The organism is Mucilaginibacter sp. SG538B (assembly GCF_013376065.1).
Lineage (GTDB): Bacteria > Bacteroidota > Bacteroidia > Sphingobacteriales > Sphingobacteriaceae > Mucilaginibacter > Mucilaginibacter rubeus.
Map to the genome: position 1 here is coordinate 383,416 of NZ_JABMJI010000001.1, position 20,807 is coordinate 404,222.

At 43.1% G+C, this 20,807-nt stretch carries 16 protein-coding genes; 12 read left to right on the plus strand and 4 right to left on the minus strand.

Annotated elements, in window-relative coordinates:
- The first annotated feature begins 22 nt into the window (after positions 1 to 22).
- The 7 genes from FHW88_RS01530 to FHW88_RS01560 all read left to right on the plus strand — a co-directional run bounded on the left by FHW88_RS01530 (position 23) and on the right by FHW88_RS01560 (position 9,549).
- A complete protein-coding gene (locus tag FHW88_RS01530; RefSeq protein WP_254780198.1) occupies positions 23 to 541 on the plus strand; it encodes an NADH-quinone oxidoreductase subunit J in 519 nt (172 codons plus the stop codon).
- Positions 538 to 843 (plus strand): NADH-quinone oxidoreductase subunit NuoK, encoded by a 306-nt coding sequence (gene nuoK / locus FHW88_RS01535; protein ID WP_218117112.1) that lies wholly within the window; start codon positions 538 to 540, stop codon positions 841 to 843. Before FHW88_RS01530 ends, nuoK begins: the two co-directional genes overlap by 4 nt.
- Positions 844 to 940: 97 nt before the next feature.
- On the plus strand, positions 941 to 3,046 hold the full coding sequence (nuoL, locus tag FHW88_RS01540) for an NADH-quinone oxidoreductase subunit L (protein WP_218117113.1): 2,106 nt from the start codon (positions 941 to 943) through the stop codon (positions 3,044 to 3,046).
- Positions 3,047 to 3,051: 5 nt separating this feature from the next.
- A complete protein-coding gene (locus tag FHW88_RS01545) occupies positions 3,052 to 4,656 on the plus strand; it encodes a NuoM family protein (protein WP_176622579.1) in 1,605 nt (534 codons plus the stop codon).
- A gap of 7 nt (positions 4,657 to 4,663) precedes the next feature.
- Positions 4,664 to 6,643 carry a DUF4139 domain-containing protein gene (locus FHW88_RS01550; RefSeq protein WP_176622581.1) on the plus strand — a complete coding sequence of 660 codons (1,980 nt, stop codon included), beginning with the start codon at positions 4,664 to 4,666 and terminating at the stop codon, positions 6,641 to 6,643.
- 8 nt (positions 6,644 to 6,651) lie between these two features.
- Entirely contained in the window at positions 6,652 to 8,145 is a 1,494-nt protein-coding gene (locus FHW88_RS01555) for an NADH-quinone oxidoreductase subunit N (RefSeq protein ID WP_176622583.1), read from the plus strand.
- A 96-nt stretch (positions 8,146 to 8,241) separates the two neighbouring features.
- On the plus strand, positions 8,242 to 9,549 hold the full coding sequence (locus tag FHW88_RS01560; protein WP_090532068.1) for an ammonium transporter: 1,308 nt from the start codon (positions 8,242 to 8,244) through the stop codon (positions 9,547 to 9,549).
- Between the two features lie 170 nt (positions 9,550 to 9,719).
- On the opposite strand, the gene FHW88_RS01565 is transcribed toward FHW88_RS01560, so the two are convergent.
- A complete protein-coding gene (locus FHW88_RS01565; RefSeq protein WP_176622585.1) occupies positions 9,720 to 10,244 on the minus strand; it encodes a dihydrofolate reductase family protein in 525 nt (174 codons plus the stop codon).
- Positions 10,245 to 10,536: 292 nt separating this feature from the next.
- On the minus strand, positions 10,537 to 12,546 hold the full coding sequence (locus tag FHW88_RS01570; RefSeq protein ID WP_176622587.1) for a KUP/HAK/KT family potassium transporter: 2,010 nt from the start codon (positions 12,544 to 12,546) through the stop codon (positions 10,537 to 10,539).
- A 47-nt stretch (positions 12,547 to 12,593) separates the two neighbouring features.
- On the opposite strand from FHW88_RS01570, the gene FHW88_RS01575 reads away from it, so the two are divergent.
- The 4 genes from FHW88_RS01575 (at position 12,594) to FHW88_RS01590 (ending at position 17,638) form a co-directional block, all read left to right on the plus strand.
- Entirely contained in the window at positions 12,594 to 12,878 is a 285-nt protein-coding gene (locus FHW88_RS01575) for a hypothetical protein (RefSeq protein ID WP_176622588.1), read from the plus strand.
- Positions 12,862 to 13,470, plus strand: a complete 609-nt coding sequence (locus tag FHW88_RS01580; protein WP_176622590.1) for an alpha-ketoglutarate-dependent dioxygenase AlkB family protein — start codon at positions 12,862 to 12,864, stop codon at positions 13,468 to 13,470. Before FHW88_RS01575 ends, FHW88_RS01580 begins: the two co-directional genes overlap by 17 nt.
- 116 nt (positions 13,471 to 13,586) lie before the next feature.
- Complete coding sequence (locus tag FHW88_RS01585) at positions 13,587 to 15,557, plus strand: amidohydrolase family protein (RefSeq protein WP_176622592.1); 1,971 nt, start codon at positions 13,587 to 13,589, stop codon at positions 15,555 to 15,557.
- A gap of 173 nt (positions 15,558 to 15,730) precedes the next feature.
- The gene (locus FHW88_RS01590; protein ID WP_176622594.1) at positions 15,731 to 17,638 is read left to right on the plus strand and encodes a class II glutamine amidotransferase; all 1,908 of its coding nucleotides are present in this window, start codon (positions 15,731 to 15,733) and stop codon (positions 17,636 to 17,638) included.
- A 147-nt stretch (positions 17,639 to 17,785) separates the two neighbouring features.
- On the opposite strand, the gene FHW88_RS01595 is transcribed toward FHW88_RS01590, so the two are convergent.
- Both FHW88_RS01595 and FHW88_RS01600 read right to left on the minus strand, forming a co-directional pair.
- Positions 17,786 to 18,175: a hypothetical protein gene (locus tag FHW88_RS01595; protein WP_176622597.1), complete on the minus strand. Its 390-nt coding sequence runs from the start codon at positions 18,173 to 18,175 to the stop codon at positions 17,786 to 17,788.
- 55 nt (positions 18,176 to 18,230) lie between these two features.
- Positions 18,231 to 18,887: a LysE family translocator gene (locus tag FHW88_RS01600; protein WP_091172523.1), complete on the minus strand. Its 657-nt coding sequence runs from the start codon at positions 18,885 to 18,887 to the stop codon at positions 18,231 to 18,233.
- A 167-nt stretch (positions 18,888 to 19,054) separates the two neighbouring features.
- Here FHW88_RS01600 and FHW88_RS01605 point away from each other — a divergent pair, with 167 nt between their 5' ends.
- Positions 19,055 to 20,728, plus strand: a complete 1,674-nt coding sequence (locus tag FHW88_RS01605) for an MFS transporter (RefSeq protein ID WP_176622599.1) — start codon at positions 19,055 to 19,057, stop codon at positions 20,726 to 20,728.
- Positions 20,729 to 20,807 lie beyond the last annotated feature (79 nt).

A 20,807-nucleotide genomic window follows, 5' to 3' on the forward strand; every position in this document is an offset into this window, starting at 1 on the left:
GATGCGGGTGTTGTTTTATGTAATGAGCTTTATCGCAATTAGCTCGGCCCTATATGCTGCTTTAAGTAAAAACCTGGTCAGAAGTATTTTTATATTTTTTGTGACCTTGTTTGCATTAGCTGGCTTGTATGTAATTGCCCTTGCCGATTTTGTGGCGGTAACCCAAGTGGTGATCTATGTAGGGGGCATCTTGGTGCTCATCCTTTTTGCATTTATGCTCTCCGGTCGGGAAACATTGAATGTGATCCAACAGCAGAAAGGGAAATTCATTAATATGGCTAAAGTACCGGCGGTCATATTGGCTGTGCTGTTTTTAGCGGTGATTGTAAACATTATTGTTAAAGCCGATGCTGATAACCTGCCATGGGTAAAACAATCCATCGCGCAAAAAAATGAAATAATGCCAACCTCTTCAACTATAGATAATATAGGCGTTAACCTCATGACCACCTATCTGCTGCCTTTTGAGGCCATTTCTGTTTTATTGCTGATGGCATTGGTAGGTGCGGCGCATTTATCACGTAAGGAGGGCAGGGCATGATCACATTAACCGATTTTTTACTGGTAGGCGCGTTATTGTTTTGTACAGGCATGTACATGGTTGTATCCAAACGTAACTCGATACAAGTATTAATAGGAATTGAACTAATGCTGAACGCCGCCATTTTAAACCTGGTAGCTTTTGGTAAATATGATAAGCTGAATAACGGCGGACAGGTGTTCGCGTTGTTTGCAATTGTGCTGGCAGCGGCTACAACAGCGGTTGCGCTGGCCATCGTCCTGAATGTTTACCGGCGATATAAAACCATTGACCCGGATGAGATTAAAAATTTGAGGGATTAAAATATTGTAGAGACGCATAATTGCGTCTCCCGCCGGACAAGCGGAAATGTACATTCGGAGACGCAATTATGCGTCTCTACAGAAGATAAAAAGATAATTGAACAACGCTATACCATATACCGATACCATCATCAGCTACACCATTGCAGCCGTGGGTTTGCCGCTGTTTGCTGCGTTGATCAACTTTTGCCTGCCGGTAAAAAGTAAAGCAGCAGGCTGGATCTCAACACTGGCTATTTTGGTTGGGTGTGTATTATCAGCCATTGTGTTTGCAAGGGTGTGGAACCAGCAACCTCAGCATGTGCAAAACTTATGGTTTACCATTGGCAACACCAAAGTTTTCGCGGGCATCCTGCTTAATAATCTGTCAGTGCTGATGTTGCTGCTGGTGTCTCTGATTGCCTTGCCTGTTCACATCTATTCTACTGCATACATGAAGCATGACGACAAGTACAGTCGTTATTTTACTTACCTCAGTTTCTTTTGTTTCAGCATGCTGGCTTTGGTTGTGGCGGATAGCATGGTGCTATTCTATGCTTTCTGGGAGTTGGTGGGCTTTTCATCATACCTGCTTATCGGTTTCTGGTTCACTAAGGATAAAGCCGTACAGGCCAATAAAAAAGCCTTTATCATGAACCGTATCGGCGATATCGGTTTGCTAAGTGCTATCATTATCCTATTTGCCCAGTTTCATACGTTTGATATTGATGCCTTATTTGGACAACATGGACTTGTTAAGTTTATGGGGCCTGATAACGGGCAATGGACTTTTGCTCCTGATAGGATGCCTTCTAATTATGGCTCTGTTTGGACCCGGGGGGCAATGGTTACATTACCCGCGATATGGCAGTATATAGCCTGCGCCGGGATCTTCCTTGCTGTTGCTGCAAAATCGGCACAATTCCCTTTGCATACCTGGCTACCTGATGCCATGGAAGGGCCGACGTCTGTTTCGGCGCTGATCCACGCGGCTACTATGGTGGCTGCAGGTGTATTTCTGCTGGGCAGGGTTTATCCTTTGTTTACCGATACGGAGTTAACGGTTCTTGCTGTAATAGGTTGCTTTACCGCTTTCATGGCCGCCACTATCGCGCTTACACAAAGCGATTTGAAACGGGTGCTTGCTTACTCAACCATATCGCAACTGGGTTATATGATCCTGGCGATGGGGGTTGGGGCTTATGGCTCTTCTTTATTCCATTTAGCCACGCATGCTTTCTTTAAATGTTTACTGTTTTTGGTGGCCGGTGTTGTGATCCACGAAATGCAGCATATCAGGGAGGAAAATAACCTGGATATCGACCCGCAAAATATTCAGTACATGGGTGGCTTGCGTAAAAAGCTGCCATTAACTTTTATTGTGGCAATTGTTGGTTCACTGGCGCTTATAGGTATTCCGCTTACTTCGGGCTATCTGTCAAAAGATGGCATCCTGATCCAGGCGTTTGAATGGAGCGAGGGTAGAAGCGCATGGCTTAAACTGATCCCGGCAGGTGCATTATTTACCAGTTGGCTTACTGCCTTTTACGTATCAAGGTTAATAGTGAAAGTATTTTTCGGAGAGTTTCGCTTGTTAAAACATCATCCGGAAATTAAAATTCATATCGGCGACGGCGGCTGGCAATATCGTATACCATTGATATTACTGGCAATATGCAGTCTGTTCCCACTGTTCTCGCTCAATCCTTTCTTTTATGAAAAAGCCTGGCTATTCGAAAGCTTAAAACCTGCCGAATTCATGGCCCGCGAAAATATCTACCATACCATTATTCCGATAGGAGTGAATATTTTGAGCGTATTTGTAATGTACGCGGCCTATGCTATCTACGTAAAAAGGAATACGTTCTCGTTTCCGCAAACCGGCTTCTTTTACCGCTTATCCTATAACCAATGGTATTTGGATAAGATCTATAAAAAAGTAATCGTAAAGCCAATACTTGGCCTGGGTAAAACCTGCTTCTGGTTTGATAGGAATATTATTGACGGACTAATCCATTCAATTGAACGGCTGAGCAGGAAGGTGGCAGACCTTACCGCCTGGTGCGATAAATATATTGTCGACGGATTTTTGCATTTAATGGCTGCATTAGTGCAAAGTATTGGCAATTTTGCACGTAAATTTCAAAACGGAAAAGTGCAGTACTACCTGTATAGCATGCTGCTCATTGTGTTGGTACTCTTTATTTTAAAAATACTGATCTGAATTTAATGAACCTACTAACCCTACTCATATTTATACCTGTACTGTTTGCGCTGGTGATCGTATTGCTGCCATCGTCGGTTCGGGGGAGTTTTAAATATATTACCCTGCTGGCTACGCTTTTGCAGCTGGGTATCAGCATCGCGATCTACCTTAACTTTAAAACAGGTGCAGCAACGGCAGGTATTAACCATGAAGACCAGTTTCAGTTTATACAGAAACTGCCATGGATTGCCCTTAACCTGGGCAGCATGGGCAAAATGCAGATAGATTATTTTGTAGGGATAGATGGCATTTCGGTAACCCTATTGGTAATGTCGGCATTGGTTATGGTTGTTGCCACGCTGGCTTCCTGGGAGATCAAGAGCAATCTCAAAGGTTTCTTCCTATTGTTTTTGCTGTTGGATATGGCCGTGATGGGTGTATTCTGCGCTTTGGATTTCTTCTTGTTTTACCTGTTTTATGAGTTGATGTTACTGCCGCTTTATTTCCTGATCGGGATGTGGGGCGGCGTTCGCCGGGAATATGCAGCCATTAAGTTTTTCTTGTATACACTGTTTGGTTCGGTGTTTATGTTACTGGTGATGGTAGGTTTATACCTTTCTGTAAGCGATCCGGCAACAGGAAGCCATACTTTTAATATCATCCAGATGATGAACCCGGCTAATTATGCCCAGGGTTCGGTGTTCTCGGCTGCCGCGCATCAAACCATATTGGGGATGCCCGCGCGTACTGTTGGCTTCGTGGTGCTGTTTATTGCTTTTGCTATTAAAGTGCCGGTTGTGCCTTTACATACCTGGCTGCCCGATGCGCACGTTGAAGCGCCCACACCGGTATCTATTATACTTGCAGGTGTACTGCTTAAAATTGGTGGTTACGGTATTATTCGGATCTGCCTGGGAATTTTCCCGGAGATAGCATCATCCGGAGCTTTTTGGCTCGGTTTAATAGGCGTTGTTTCGATATTATATGGTGCCTGCAACGCGCTGGCCCAGCGCGATCTGAAGCGGATGATCGCTTACTCATCGGTATCGCACATGGGTTTTGTGTTACTGGGCATTGCCTCGCAAACTGCCGAGGGGGTAAGCGGTGCGGTAATGCAGATGGTAAGTCACGGCTTTTTATCATCAATGTTGTTCTTTTTAGTGGGAGTGGTTTATAACCGCGTGCACGACAGGGATATTTATCATTTCCGCGGATTGGGCACCCAGATGCCTCAATATACGGCCTTTGTAATGGTAGCATTTTTTGCTTCCTTAGGCTTGCCGGGCTTTTCAGCATTTGTGGCCGAAGCATTTACACTGGCGGGTACATTTAAATCGCCAACGGTTAACGGTTTGTTACCATACTGGATGGCTGTTTGCGGTTCGGTAGGGATCCTGTTGGGAGCAGCTTATTTCCTGTGGACATTGCAGCGCATGTTCTTCGGAAAAGTATCACTTAAAGGAGGTGAGGTTTGGAAAATAGCACTTACCGATGTAAGCATTCGCGAAAAGCTGGCATTGATGCCACTTGCCGCTGCAGCATTGGCTTTAGGTTTGATGCCATCGTTGGTGTTTGGAAAAATCAATGATTCGGTACTGGCATTGATACAGTTTTTACAGGCTAAATAAAAAAATAGTGTTTCAACATAAATTCATTTATGGAAAAGTGCATACACCTGCATCTTTTATTTACGCTGTCCCCGGCAACCCGGGCTTAAGCGAAATAACAGATGGTATGTATTTAACCGAAAGAATTATGTTTAAAAAATTATCCATTGCCGCAGCATTACTTTTTATCACTGCGGCAACCAGGGCCGATGAAGGCCAGAAGGTAGCCTCAAAAGTTCAAAAAGTAACCGTGTTTTTGAACGGGGCGCAGGTAAGTCGTACCGCATTGGTCAATATCAGCCCCGGCACATCAACGCTGGTGTTTGAAAACTTGTCGCCTGGAATTGATGTGCAGAGTATCCAGGTAAATGCAGGCGGCGATTTTACGATTCTTTCGGTTAATCACGAACTTGATTTTGCCGATAATGATATCAGGCAAAAAGATATACAGGCTATCGACGCAAAAGTAAAGCTGGTAAGAAACAAAATAGCCTTGCAAAACAACATGCTCTCCATTTACCAGGAAGAAGCTAATACGCTGGCTAAAAACCCGGTGAGCAATGGGACTAATGTTGCGCTGGATCCGATCAGACTGAAACAGACACTCGATTTTCAGACCGCCCGCTTAAACGAGATCAAAAAGAATCAGCAAGCCGTAAATGATCAGATAGAGTTATTTAACGACGAGCTTGAAGGTTATAACAAACAAATTGCTGAGATTAACAAAGCAGGTGTTAAAACAACCAGTAATGTTTTGGTCACCGTATCGGCAAAAGTAGCCTTGCAGGCAAATTTTACTTTAAGTTATCTGGTGCGAAACGCCAGCTGGTTCCCTACCTACGATATCCGTGCTAAAAATGTGAACAGTCCAATAACTATCGTTTACAAAGCCAACGTGTCGCAAAAAACGGGTGAGGACTGGAAAAGCGCTAAGCTTACCTTATCAACCGGTAACCCAAGCGTAAATGGGGCGAAGCCCGAGCTAACGCCTACCTATCTTAACTTCGGTATGTACTATTCAGGTACCGGTGTTCCAATAACTAAAGTAATGGGTAGAATAGTGAGCAGGGATGATAACAGCTCCATCCCTGGTGTAAGCATCAGGGTAAAAGGTACATCAATAGGGGCCGTAAGTGATGCCGGTGGAAATTACAGCATCCAGATCCCTAATGCCAATGCTGTGCTTACTTACAGTTTTATTGGATATGAGACATTAGAAAGGCAGGCCAATGCGCCAATGCTCAATGTGGCGCTAAACCCGTCTTCACGACAGCTTAACGAGGTGGTTGTTGCAGGTTATGGCACGGAATATAAAAGGGATTTGACCGGTGCTGTTGCGAGAATACAAGATAAAAATATAATTAACACGGTTCCTATCGAAGTAAAAAAAGAAGAGAACCAAACCAATATTGAGTTTAACATCGCTAACCCTTATACGGTACCAAGTGATGGCAAACAGTATGCGGTTGAAATTAGCCAATATAATATTGATGCTACTTATCAATATTACGTGGCGCCAAAATTGAGTACCGATGTATTCCTCACCGCGCAGCTTACCAACTGGAATAAATACAGTTTTCTTTCGGGCGAGGCCAACCTGTTTTTTGAAGGAACATACATTGGCAAGTCGCTGATTAATACCGATGCTACTACCGATACACTGAACCTATCGTTAGGTACCGATAAAAATATTGTTGTTACCCGTACGCTGGAGAAAGGTTTGGCCATGCGCCAGTCATCAGGTTCAAACCAAAAGGAAACCCGTAACTGGCTTATCGACGTAAAAAACAGGAAAAGCCAGTCGGTTAATTTATTGGTGGAAGACCAGGTGCCGGTTTCACAAAATAAAGATATCGAAGTAGAGGCGCAGGAAACATCAGGCGCAAAACCTGATGCAACAACAGGTAGGGTTTCATGGAATTTCATGTTAAATTCGCTCGATGAAAAGAAGGTGAAACTAAAATACCAGGTTAAATACCCCAAAAATCAATCAGTAATAGTACAATAAAAATATAAATGCACGATCTGCTTCCCCATATATCAGTTCAGTTAACCAATGTTTTTGGCAGCATCCCCTATTTTATGCCCGAAATTTATTTAACCGGGCTGTTTTTGGTAGTGCTGATAACCGACCTGATATTTGGGCGCAGATCTGTAAAGCTTTGTAAAATAGTAGCCTGCGCCGGCTTGCTGCTGGTGTTGTTTAAAGACCTGCAGCAGGTAGCCCTGATCCTTGACGGCGATCACGTTATTTTCGGCAGTATGTTATTGCTGCGCCGGTCGGCGGTATTTTTCAAGATCATTATCGATCTGCTTTCATTCATTCTCCTGTTAAATTTTACCTGGGATGACAAGCTGAAGGCGCATCCAAAAGGCTTATCAGACCTGTATACCATTTCCATAGCATCTATTTTAGGTCTGCATTTAATGGCTATGGCTATTAACCTACTCTCGGTTTATCTTGCCATCGAGATGGTATCCATAGCATCATACCTGATGGTGGCTTACCGGTCTGAAACTGCTTTAAGTACCGAAGCCGGTTTAAAGTACGTGCTTTTTGGCGCGGCATCATCGGCTGTCATGCTATACGGGATCTCGTTACTGTACGGCTTCAGCGGCTCGCTGGATCTGCCGGGTATTGTAGCTCAGTTGCCCAATGTAAACCCGGTGAGTGCTTCATTTGCTTTAGTACTGGTGATGATTGGCATAGGGTTTAAATTATCATTTATGCCGATGCATTTTTGGGTACCCGATGTTTACCAGGGAGCGCCCACGCCGGTTACTGCATACCTGTCAACCGTACCCAAAATAGCAGCTTTTGCATTGCTGGTAAATGTGATGCCTTTGTTCCTGTTTTCGGCCGACTGGAAGGGGATTGATTTTAGCATTGTTTTATCAGCCATTGGTATCATCACCATGATAGCCGGAAATTTTGCAGCCGTTTTGCAAAGTAATGTAAAAAGGATGCTGGCTTATTCAAGCATCGGCCATACCGGTTTTGCTTTAATGGCGGTGGTTACGTTTAATTTACAGGGGCTATCATCATTAACCTATTACCTTGCCGTTTACGCGTTAGCCAATATCGGGGCGCTGGCGCTGGCATCGTACTTCAGCAATATTGTGAACGCTGAAGAGGTGGAAGCTTACAAAGGGCTGGGCTTAAAATATCCTGTAGCTTCGGTTTGTTTTGTAATTATCCTCATTTCTTTAACAGGGATCCCGGTTACCGCGGGGTTTACGGGTAAGCTGTTTGTGTTTTCGGCGGCTTACAGCGCTTATGAGCAAACGCACAGTATCTGGCTGTTGTCGCTGATGATAACGGGCGCCATAACCACGGTAGTATCGTTGTTTTATTACCTTAAAATTCCTTTGTATTTATTTCTGAAAAGGACAGAAAATGCTGAAGTTGCCAGTGAAAGATCTTATAATTTACTTGTTTTAGCTATTGTTATTAGTTTTCTGCTCGTTTTATTGGGGATTTTCCCGAATTCTATCCTGAAATATCTGTAGTTGTTGTTTTTTTTCAACAAAAGCCAATTATTTTCTTTTGTTTTTAGAAAAAATCATACCTTTCGTGCTGATTTAAAACATATTTTTTCTGAATACATGAAGAGGTATTTCCCTTTTTTCCTGATCTTAATTATACTTTCACTTACTTTCATTTTTCCGTCCGTTGATTTTAAGAATTCCGGTCATCCCAATTTTAATACGGGCGATATAGCCTGGATGCTAATGTCGACGGCGCTGGTTTTGATCATGACACCCGGTCTCGCGTTTTTTTACGGTGGAATGGTTAATAAGAAAAATGTGATCTCTACCATGCTGCAAAGCATCATTTGTATGGTGATCATTACAGTAATGTGGGGCATCTTTGGATTTAGCTTAGCCTTCGGCGATAGCTTTTATGGCCTTATCGGTAACCCCGGAACTTATTTCATGATGAAAGGCATGTTAGGTAACGCCACCTGGAAAGCCGCGCCAACCATTCCTTTACTGCTTTTCGCTATGTACCAGTTAAAATTCGCCATTATTACCCCGGCGCTTATCACCGGTGCATTTGCCGAGCGTATCCGTTTTAACTCGTACATTATTTTCCTGGTACTGTTTTCTATTTTCATATTCTCGCCGCTGGCGCATTGCACCTGGCACCCGGATGGTATATTAGCCAAATTTGGTGTGCTTGACTTTGCAGGTGGCACAGTAGTGCACATGTCGGCCGGATGGGCTGCCCTGGCATCGGCTTTATATTTAAAACGCCGTAATGAGGCTAATCATTCTCCTGCGCGGATTACCTACGTAATGATAGGTACGGGCTTGTTGTGGTTTGGTTGGTTTGGTTTCAATGCCGGTTCGGCTTTTGGCGCAAACGCTTTGGCGGTTACCGCTTTGGCTACCAGTACAACTGCTTCGGCTGCTGCCGGTGTTACCTGGATCTTTTTTGATATGCTGCTTGGCCGCAAGCCATCTGCAATGGGTACCTGTATTGGCGCTGTTGTTGGTTTGGTGGCTATTACACCTGCCGCCGGCTTTGTATCGGTGCCGCACTCGCTGGCTATCGGTATCATATCGGCTGTGGTGAGTAACCTGGTTGTGGAATGGCGTACCCGTACTTCTATTGATGACACGCTTGATGTATTCCCTTGTCACGGCGTTGGCGGTATGGTGGGGATGCTGTTAACCGGCGTATTTGCCAGTCAGCATGTAAATGCTAATAATACAACAGGCAACGGCTTGTTTTTTGGCGAGACACACCTGTTCCTCGTACAGTTGGTAGCATTGGTGTGCGTATCGATATTCGCATTCTTTGGGTCATTATTATTGTTAAAGATCACCGACATGATCTCGCCTTTAAGGGTATCGGCCGAAGAAGAAGAACAAGGTCTTGATATCAGCCAGCACGGCGAAAAATTATAATCACGTATTTCCAACCAATCCAATAAATCTAATGAAATTCCCGGCCGCAAGGCCGGGTTTTTTGTTTTAAGGGGTAATTGAAAATATTAACGCGGATTCAAGCGTGACGCCATTAGAAAAAAAACTCTCAAATCTCCTCTTAAGAAGGGCGGGGAGGGGAGAGTCTTTTTTTACGCCCTGGTATAATAAAGCAAAGCCGCACCACAGGCAAATGGTTTACAATTCATCAACTTTAACTCTAAATCATTTTTTAAAGGGTTAAAGGTTTGTTGTCCGTTACCGATCTCAGCAGGGTTTACAAGCAAATAAAACTCATCAATCAAATCATGTTGAATTAAGGATGATACAAACGAATCCCCTCCATAAACAAGGATGTCTTTACCATTTTTCTTTTTCAATGTTTCTATCGCCTCTTTTACGTCACCGCCTATTATTGTTGTATTGTCCCATGGGCTTACTTTAAGGCTGTTTGAAAAAACAACATTTGGAATATCCGCGAAACGCCTTCCAAGCTTATATTCAGCGTCATTAGGGTTGTTTGCTATTGCTGTCCAATAGGGAATAAAACCTTCACCTGTTTTTCGTCCATGTAAAATACAGTCCACATTCTTAAGATTATCGATACTGAAATCAGACATTCCGCTGTCCCATTTATTGTTGAGTGCAAGGTTCATTTGTAATTTTAACTTTCTCATGCCGATCCGTTTTAGGGTAAATTGATATTACAAAGTTACAGGCCCTGCGGCTGCAGAATAAGGCATGATCACGACATTATACCGTTATGATTGCGACATTTTAGAAGTATTCGTCCCGCGTTCGTTTGCAACGAGAGCTTAACCTGGATTAGCGTTTATACGCGATGGGCGATAGCCGCAATAAGCACTGGTTGCAAATAAACCCAAAAAGGAAAAAAAAGCCCCTCTTTGCGGAGCAAAGAGGGGCAACACATGTAGTTATGTAGGGGACGTTAATACATAATGGTTAGCCCTACGCAAAAACTTTCTTACCCATACCTTCAACCGCTTTATGCGTAACCGGGTCAACCCTTTTTATGTGGATATTATTAACCGGTTTTACCACCAGCGGGATCTTTTCAATGCGTGTTTCACTGGTATCAAGCCCAAAAGCCTTAGCTTCTGACTGGGCCAGTTTTTTAATGGCAAAATAGCTGTTGAGGATAAAGCTCTCCGATACATTGAACACGTTATTATACGACAGGAATTTCTCCATGATCACAAACCTGAAATCGGCAGCCATATTGTGTTGTTTTAATGATGGGTAATTGCTGGAGATATCAATCTCGCCACGTTCAACCATATCTTCAACTACTTTACGGAACAATACGTTTACCCGCGGCTGGATCCTGAAGCCCAAACGGAATTCTACGCGGATGACTTTGCCCGGCTCAATTTGGTCAACACTGTACTCCATAGTATATGGCTCGTCGGTGCGTTCAATGTGCACAAACCAATAGGTATCGGCACGTTTAGGACGGCGGCTCATGATGGAGTAGATGATCTTTTCTTCAATCTGTTTGCCATTATTGGCTTTGGTAAGATAGATCAGGTGCGTAGCGTATTTGTTTATGGTAGCATCATTGCTCAGCGCGTTTAGTAAAGGCAGTTTCTCCTTGATATCGGTAAAATGAAGGAAGCGGTTATTGATTTTACGGGCCTTAAACCAGGTGTACATCGTAAAGATCAGACCAACTTCAAATCCCACAAAAAACAAACGTTTTAGTATTTTAACCGCGTTAGCTACAAAAAAGGAGAATTCGACGGTTACAAATAAGCACAGGATAATGGTAACCAGCCATACAGGCCAGTGCTTTACATAGCGCATAAAGTAATACATTAAAATTGTAGTGCTAAGCATAGCAATGGTGATGCTGAAGCCGTAAGCAGCCGTCATTGCGCTTGAGGTACGGAAATAGAGCGATACAAGGATACAACCAATACACAGTATCCAGTTAATGCTTGGAATATAGATCTGCCCGCGGATATTTGACGGGTATTTGATGGTGATCCTTGGCCAGAAATTCATGCTCACCGCCTCACTAATGAGCGTAAATGAACCACTGATCAACGCCTGGCTGGCAATAATGGTTGCCAGTGTAGCCAAAGCTATCGCGGGTAGCAGGAAGAAATGGGGAACGATTTCAAAGAAAGGGTTAACGCCGGTAAAGTTCTTACCCGGTGCTTGTGACAGCACCCAGGCGCCTTGCCCCAGGTAGTTTAATATCAGGGTTGTTTTCACAAAGATCCAGCTTACCTGGATGTTACGCCTGCCGCAATGGCCCAGGTCGGAGTATAGGGCTTCGGCACCCGTAGTACACAAAAATACCGCGCCTAACAACCAGAAACCTTTAGGATGGTCCATCAGTAAATGGGCGCCATAATACGGATTGAGAGCTTTAAAAATAGAGGGGAAATGTGTTATTTGTATGGTGCCCAATACGCCCAGCATGATAAACCACAGCAGCATAACCGGCCCAAATGCGGAACCGACCACCTTGGTGCCAAACTGCTGAAAAAAGAACAGCAATAAAATGATGCTAATTACAATAATGAGGATCAGGTTATTGCCGGGAACAATAACGGTTGAAAATGCCGGTACTAAATTTAGGCCCTCAATGGCCGAGGTTACAGAGATGGGCGGGGTAATGATACCATCGGCAAGCAAAGTACCTGCGCCAATTATAGCTGGGATTGCCAGCCATTTACCGTAACGCCTTACCAGTGCATATAATGAGAAAATACCGCCCTCGCCTTTGTTATCAGCCTGCAGCGTAATAACGATATACTTGAATGTGGTTTGCAGTGTGAGTGTCCAGAAGATACAGGAGATAGAGCCTAATACCAGCGCGGGGTTCACCTTACCGCCTTCAACCAACAGGGTTTGAAAAACATAAAGGGGAGAGGTACCAATATCGCCAAAAATAATACCGAGGGTAACGATCATACCCGCGAAAGTGAGTTGCTTAACGTGCGAATTCATGAAGTGTATAAATTGTTAGGGGAAAAGAGGGGATGATACCAGCTGCAATGAAGGAACTTATTGTCCGTTTTGTAAATTTTGCTGTAGCAGCGATAAACAATGCCATCGTAAATTTATTTTTGTATTGTGAGGCCGCATGGCCAATAAACATGCCACAACGTTTTTTGCTTTATTTAGAAGCTTGTTTTATAGGAGTTTATCAAAATGAGAAAGATTTTCTCAATATGAGGAAAAGCTATCAAAATGATAGGTTTTATCATTCTGATAGCAGAGTGGCCCATCGTGTTTTATGGTATGTAATACAGATATTTGAACATGGACCTATTCAATAATGACCAGCTGAACCTGTTTGGCGCACCAAAAAACTTATTACCTTTTGATGGAGAGGTATTGCTTTATCCCCATTTTTATAAGGAAGATGTATTTACGCGGCTGGTTGAGGAAACACCATGGAAGCAGGATAAAATGAAAATCTACGGCAGGGAAGTGAACTTCCCCCGGCTTACGGCCTGGTACGGAGAGCGCGATGAAGTATATGTATATTCAGGTGTGGTAAATGTGCCGGTTAAGTTTAGCCCGCTGCTTGATAGCATTAAGCAGGCGGCTGAACAGCAATGCGGTCACCGGTTTAATACAGCGCTGCTTAATTATTACCGTGACGGTGGCGATAGTATGGGCTGGCATAGTGATGATGAAAGCGAGCTTGGCGGTAACCCTGTCATTGCTTCGGTATCATTTGGTGCTTCGCGGGTTTTTCAGTTTAAGCATAAGCAGCAAAAGAATGTTAAAGCCTCTGTCGTACTTAACAACGGCGATCTGCTGATCATGCAGGGGCAAACGCAGCATCACTGGTTTCACCAGGTACCCAAAACAAGCAGGATGCTGGGGGCAAGGATTAATATAACGTTTAGAAGTATTGGTTAAGATTTTTTGCTTTGATGATGTGGTTGGTCAGAAGGCGCAATTATGCGTCCCTGCACAAAAAACTGTTTTGTAACATCCCAAACAAACCGCTATCTTACATTAACATTACTGACCTTATGAAAACACCTTTATTATTATTTGCCGCCTTTTCGGCCTTAATAACAAACGCCAATGCGCAAACCGATTTGCCAACCGACAGCGGTACCTTTTTTCTGCATAAGTTTGAGCAGCACATTGGTAAGGAAACCTATTACGTGCACAAGTACAAAGATGCCGTTCATTATAATATCAATTTTAAGTTCGTTGACCGCGGTTCGCCGGTGCCGCTTACTGCCGAGTTGAAGGTGAACCCCGTAGCCGATCCGCTGGAATTGACCATAAAAGGCAATACTTCGAGATTTTCGACCATTGATGACCAGGTGACCATTCGCGGATCTGAAGCATCTATCAGGGTTAACGATTCATCATATACACAAAAAGTACTGCCGCTCAGCTTCCCGGTAGCCGGTTATTCGCCGGGCACCGTGCAGCAGGTGCTTATCCAATATTGGAATAAACATAAACAACCTGTAAGCATCCATACACTGCCATTTGGTGCGGTACAGATCAAAAAAGCGGGTACTGATCAGCTTACCTTTAACGGTAAACCACTTGCACTTAACCGGCTCACCATAAGCGGACTGGTTTGGGGTAACGAACTGGTTTGGACTGATAATGAGGGTAAACTCATATGCCTGATCACTAATGACGCCGAAGGTGACAAACTGGAAATGATGCGGGTACCTTACGAAGAACTGTTACCGCAGCTCATCAGTAAGGCGGCTACCTACGGTATGGAACTATTTGCGAAAGCGGCCGCACCAACAGGTAAAATAGATGAGATAATAGCTATTACCGGCGGAAACCTGGTTGACGTAAATAAAGGTACAAGCATACCTAATGCTGTTGTATTGATAGAAAATGGCATTATCAAACAAACAGGTAAGGTTAAAATACCGGCAGGGGCTAAGCTTATTGACGCCAAAGGGAAAACCATTTTACCAGGCTTGTGGGATATGCACTCGCACTTTGAACAGGCCGAGTGGGGGCCGGCCTATCTTGCAGCAGGTGTAACTACTGTGCGCGATTGTGGTAACGAATTTGGTTACATCAACGCTATAAAAGCCGCTATTGATGGCGGCAAAGGCGTGGGCCCCAACATCATTAAAGCCGGCATTATTGACGGTAAAGGGCCTTATGCATTGGGGATTATCCAGGCTGATACTAAGGAAGAGGCTATAAAGGCAGTAGACCGTTATAAAGAAAATGGCTTTCAGCAGATCAAAATTTATAGTTCGGTTAAACCGGCTATAGTTAAAGTTATTTGTGATGAGGCACACCGATTGGGTTTAACCGTAACAGGCCATATCCCGCAGGGCATGACCCTGCAGCAAGGGGTTGATTCGGGGATGAATATGGTTAACCACGTGCAGTATGTGTATTCCATCATGAAACGGGATAAGGACAGGTCGGTTATTTTCGATGATTCGGTAAGTATCGCGGCTATTAAGTTTATAAAAGACCATCACGTGGTGATAGATCCTACGATAGGTGTTTTTGAACTAGCTTTCCGTAATGTCAAGGATGATATAACCAAACTGGAGCCTAATTATTATACACTGCCGCTGCCGCTTCAGGCACTGTTTAAAAACATGGGCGAAGAACCGGAGAAGGCCGCTAAGCTGAAACCCTTGTATGAAAGCATGAAGAAAACCGTTAAGGTATTGCATGATGCCGGAGTTACTATTGTTGCAGGCACAGATATGGGGTTCCCCGGCTATAGTCTTGACCGCGAACTTGAATTATATGTTGAAGCCGGTCTTACCCCGGCGCAGGCTATCAAAACAGCAACGATAACACCGGCAATGGTGATGGGGCTTGATAAAACAACAGGTTCGGTTGAAGTGGGAAAGCAAGCCGACCTTGTTATTATCGATGGTGATCCGCTGCGTAATATCAGGGAGATCAGGAAAGTATCGGTAGTAATAAAAGAAGGCCGGATCTATGACCCGGTTAAGCTGCACCAGATGGTTGGGTTTAAGAAATAGGCGTGTGGTTTATTGGGTTGATTAGGTTAATGGTTGGTTTTCAGTGTGATAACTACTCATTAAATCAACCATTCACCAAATCAACCTGGCAATCAATAAACTACTAATTTATGACAATAGATTTTACCGATACTTCATTTTAAAATGATACCTTTGCAGCCTCATTCCGAATCATGAGCGATCAGATTAAACATGAATGCGGTGTGGCATTTATCCGCTTACTAAAGCCACTATCTTATTATCAGAAAAAGTACGGAACTGCACTGTACGGCCTGAACAAACTTTATCTCTTAATGGAAAAACAACACAACCGCGGCCAGGATGGCGCAGGTGTTGCTACCATTAAACTGGATATTGAACCTGGCAAAAGATACATCAGCCGTCACCGCTCAATGGCCTCAAATGCCGTTGCCGATATTTTTGAATATATCCAAAAGAAATTTGCGGAAATTCAAAAAGAAACCCCGGAAAAGATGGCTGATGCTGAATGGCTTAAAGAACATGTTAGCTTTACCGGCGAGGTTTTGTTAGGGCACCTGCGTTATGGTACCCATGGCAAAAACAGCATTGAAAGCTGCCACCCGTTTTTAAGGCAAAACAACTGGATGACCCGTAACCTGGTTATTGCCGGTAATTTTAACATGACCAATGTTGATGAATTACTGCAACAACTGTATGCATTAGGCCAGCATCCAAAAGAAAAGGCCGACACGGTTACTGTGCTCGAAAAAATAGGCCACTTCATTGATACCGAAAACCAAGGCTTGTTTGATCAGTACAAGCGCGAGGGATTGGACGACAACAGGGAGATCAGTAAGCTTATCGCTAATGATATGGATGTTGCCAAGATCCTCCGTAAATCTGCAAAGAACTGGGATGGCGGCTATACTATTGCCGGGATCCTTGGCCATGGAGATGCCTTTGTAATGCGTGATCCGGTGGGGATTCGCCCGGCATTTTACTATTATAATGATGAGATCGTTGTTGCGGCATCTGAACGCCCTGCTATTCAAACGGCATTTAACGTGCCGATGGAGGAGATCAGGGAAATTCGCCCCGGCCATGCGTTGATCGTTAAAAAGAATGGTAAAATAACCGAGGATATGTTCAGCGAGCCAAAAGAAAAGAAAGCCTGCTCTTTTGAGCGGATCTACTTTTCGCGCGGCAGCGACTCGGCCATTTACCGTGAGCGTAAGCAATTAGGTCGCCTGCTTTGCCCGCAGATATTGGATTTTGTTAATCATGATATTAAAAACACGGTATTCTCCTACATACCAAACACCGCCGAAGTTGCCTTTTATGGTATGGTTGAGGGCATGCACAAGTATGTAAAGAAATATCAGCACGAAAAACTGCTTGAGCTTGGAAGCGACATTACCGAAGAAAAGCTTACCGAAATATTACAGGTAGCCCCAAGGGTTGAAAAGATAGCCATTAAGGATGTTAAACTGCGTACTTTCATCACCCAGGACGCGGATCGCAGCGAAATGGTGGCCCACGTATACGATACTACTTACGGATTGATCAAAAAAGGCACCGATACCTTAGTGGTATTGGATGACTCTATAGTTCGTGGTACTACGCTGAAACAAAGTATCCTGAAAATCCTTGACAGGCTTGGCCCTAAAAAAGTAGTTGTGGTTTCGTCTGCTCCGCAGATCCGTTACCCCGATTGTTATGGGATCGACATGTCACGTATGGGTGAATTTGTGGCATTTGAAGCAGCAATCAGTTTGTTAAAAGAGATGGGCAGGGAAGATGTGATCCTGGATGTTTATCAAAAATGTAAAGACAGCCAGAAACTGCCGAAGGAGGAAGTTGAAAATTATGTGAAAGAGATTTATGCCTTGTTTACCGATCAGCAGATCTCTGACCGTATTGCGCAGATCATCACACCTAAAAATGTGAATTGCGAGGTACAGGTAATTTATCAAACATTAGATAACCTGCACATCGCTTGTCCTGATAACCTTGGTGATTGGTATTTCAGTGGTGATTACCCAACCCCGGGTGGTAACAAGGTTGTTAACCGCGCCTTTGTTAACTGGATGGAAGGTAAAAACCAAAGAGCTTATATGTAATGCCCCCTAACCCCCTAAAGGGGGAATGATATACGAGGCGATGAGTTTTTCATCGCCTTTTTTGTTTTAAAAGAAAATCATTGTTTAGACAATGACAAGAAATATGTCACAGCGCACGTAGTGACAATACCAACAACCACGAAAGTTTTATTTTATGAGTGAAAGGATAATCGATACTTGCATAATCAAAGTCATTGCATAAACAAGCTTTAAAAAAAAGAAGGAGAATACTTTTAGGCCGGTAGAAATAAAGTTTTCGTTTTGCGGTGTTGTTATCCTGTGTATTCTTTTGACCGCAAAATAAGTAAACCAGAAATAAGTGAACAGGGGAAATAATGAAAAGAAAATAAGCCCTGAAAAAGTACGCATTGGCATTAGGAATGGGAGGTTGAAAAAATGTAGTAAAATCAATAATATAGTGCCTATAAGAAATAGCTTGAATTGTTTTGCATTTACCCATTCGGTTTTATTCAGTTTTGAATAAACAACTAAGTCAACCGCAATAAAAAGAAGTATATAAATGATTTCCTGGAACATGACAATAAGGTTTATGGTTTAAAGTAAATGTAGCGAATACTGATAGAAAAGTTTTCTATGATCCTGCCGGTGCCGCAAATACAAAATGTGTAACCAGCTTATCAATCAGCACCAATGAGGCGATAATGAGCGCGATACCAGCAACCTCATTTAAACGGTGGATAAATTTAACCGAAATACGTGCCCGGAGTTTATTAGCATAAAAAGCTTTGAGGGTATCCATACCAAACTGGATGATGAGTATGGTAAGGAACATAACGGCTATATGAAAGGATCTGTGCGGGGTGCCCACCAAGAATGTGGTACTGGCCGCACCGATCACTACCGTCCAGTGGAAGAGGAGGGTAGGGTTAAAAATGCACATCAGGAAACCTTTAAGTATGTAACCAAAGCGGTCGGCACCTGATGGGACTTTGTTTTCATAATTGATCTCGCTTTTTTTGAACATGTAATATAGGCCAAGCGCGAATAATATGGCGCTGCCTACAACGCCTGCTATAACTTTGGTATGGTCAGATACATCGATATATTGCGAACCAAACAGGATTGCTCCTACAAAAACCACATCGCTGCAAACCACACCAAGGGCAAGCGAAACACCGGCATGAAACCCTTTTTCGATACTGGTTTTAATGAGCGCAAAAAAAACCGGGCCGGTAATAAATGTAAGCACTAATCCAAACCCGATACCCGAAACAATGGCTTTTATCATTAAGTTAAGCTTTGTTCTTTTTTGAACATTGCGAATATGCAATTTTATCTCATAAACAACGAAAGTTAAAATTGTGATTTAATTTATTTAAAAAAGACCAGAGAGTTTTACCAAAATTGAATTATGTTTAGAAATTCAAAAATCAAATCTGTACAACCTATTTTAAAATGGAACAAAACAATGCTAAGAACTACGGTACAGCCCTGTATACGCTGATTACCGTGTTTTTCTTTTGGGGCTTTTTAGCCGCCTCCAACGGTATTTTCATACCTTTCTGTAAAGAGCACTTTCACCTTACCCAGTTCGAATCACAACTTATCGACTTTACATTTTACGGTGGATATTTCATCGGTTCGTTGATACTTTATTTTGCATCACAAGCCAGTAAAGTTGATATTATGAACAAGTTAGGTTACAAAAATGGTATCATTTTAGGCCTCGTTGTTTCGGCAGTTGGTGCATTGGCTATGATCCCTGCTGTAGCTTCGGGCGCGTTTGGTTTCATTTTGGCTGTATTCTTTATTATAGCTGTTGGTTTTTCGTTACAGCAAACAGCTGCAAACCCATTTGTTGTTGCATTAGGCCCCCCTGAAACCGGTTCAAATCGTTTAAACTTTGCAGGCAGTATCAACAACATAGGCGCTTTATTAGGCCCGGTAGTAGTAAGTGTGGTATTATTTGGTTCGGCAACCGCAAAAACTGCCGCTGCTGATGTTAAAATATCATCAATCAATAATCTCTATTACCTGTTAGCTGGCTTGTTCATTGCTGTTGCTTTGTTCTTTTGGTTTTCGAACCTGCCAAAGGTTACCAGCGATGAAAAGATCGAATCAAGCTCAAAAGCAAATACACCGCTATTTATTATGTTTGTTGCATTTTTGTTAGTGCTTGCAGCAGATCCTTTAAGCGCTTACCTTAACAAGTTACTTGCTTCAGACCCACAAAATGTAGTTGAAGTTATAAAAAGCCAGTACTTTGTATATGCTTCGTTAGCTATAATCGTATTTACACTGATAGGTACTATTTTCGCCGCTAAAAAGAGTAAAGAAGGCTGGGGTGCCATGCAATATCCACAGTTAATATTAGGCATGCTGGCAATATTTACTTATGTAGGTACCGAGGTAACTATTCAAAGTAACATGGGGTCATTATTGAAAACCCCGGAGTTTGGTTCTTTCGCCGAATCGGATATCGCGCCTTATATTTCATTATACTGGGGCAGCTTGATGATCGGTCGTTTTGCCGGATCTATCGATGCGTTCAATCTTTCAAAATCGGTTAAGTACATTTTATATATTTTAATTCCTTTCCTTGCTTTTGGTATCGTGTTGCTTGTGAATGTTTTCTCGGGCGCTAATGTGAGTCATCTTTATGCTTATGCAATTTGCGTAGCCATCCTGATCGTTGCTTTCTTTATCGGTCAGCAAAAGCCAACCCGTACCTTATCTGTACTTGGTTTGTTGGGCGTAGCGTTTATGCTTACTGGTTTATTTACTACAGGCAAGGTAGCTACCTTTGCTTTTATTAGCGGAGGTTTATGCTGCTCTATCATGTGGCCATCAATTTTCTCATTGGCTATTACAGGTTTGGGTAAATACACCAGCCAGGGCTCGGCATTTTTGATCATGATGATTTTGGGCGGTTCGATCATCCCGCCGTTGCAAGGCAAAGTTGCCGATGGCGCGGGTAATGTTATACCAGGTATGAGCGGGATCCATTTCTCTTACATAGTACCCGTATTAGGGTTTGCATATCTTGCTTACTTTGCATGGAAAGTTAGCCGTGAGCTCCGTCATCAGGGTATCGACCTTGACCACGTTGAAGTTAAAGGCGGACATTAATCTTTTTAGAGATTAGAGGTTGGAGATTAGAGGTTAGGCCTTTAATTTTCAACCTCTTTCTTTTTATAATAATTTTAAC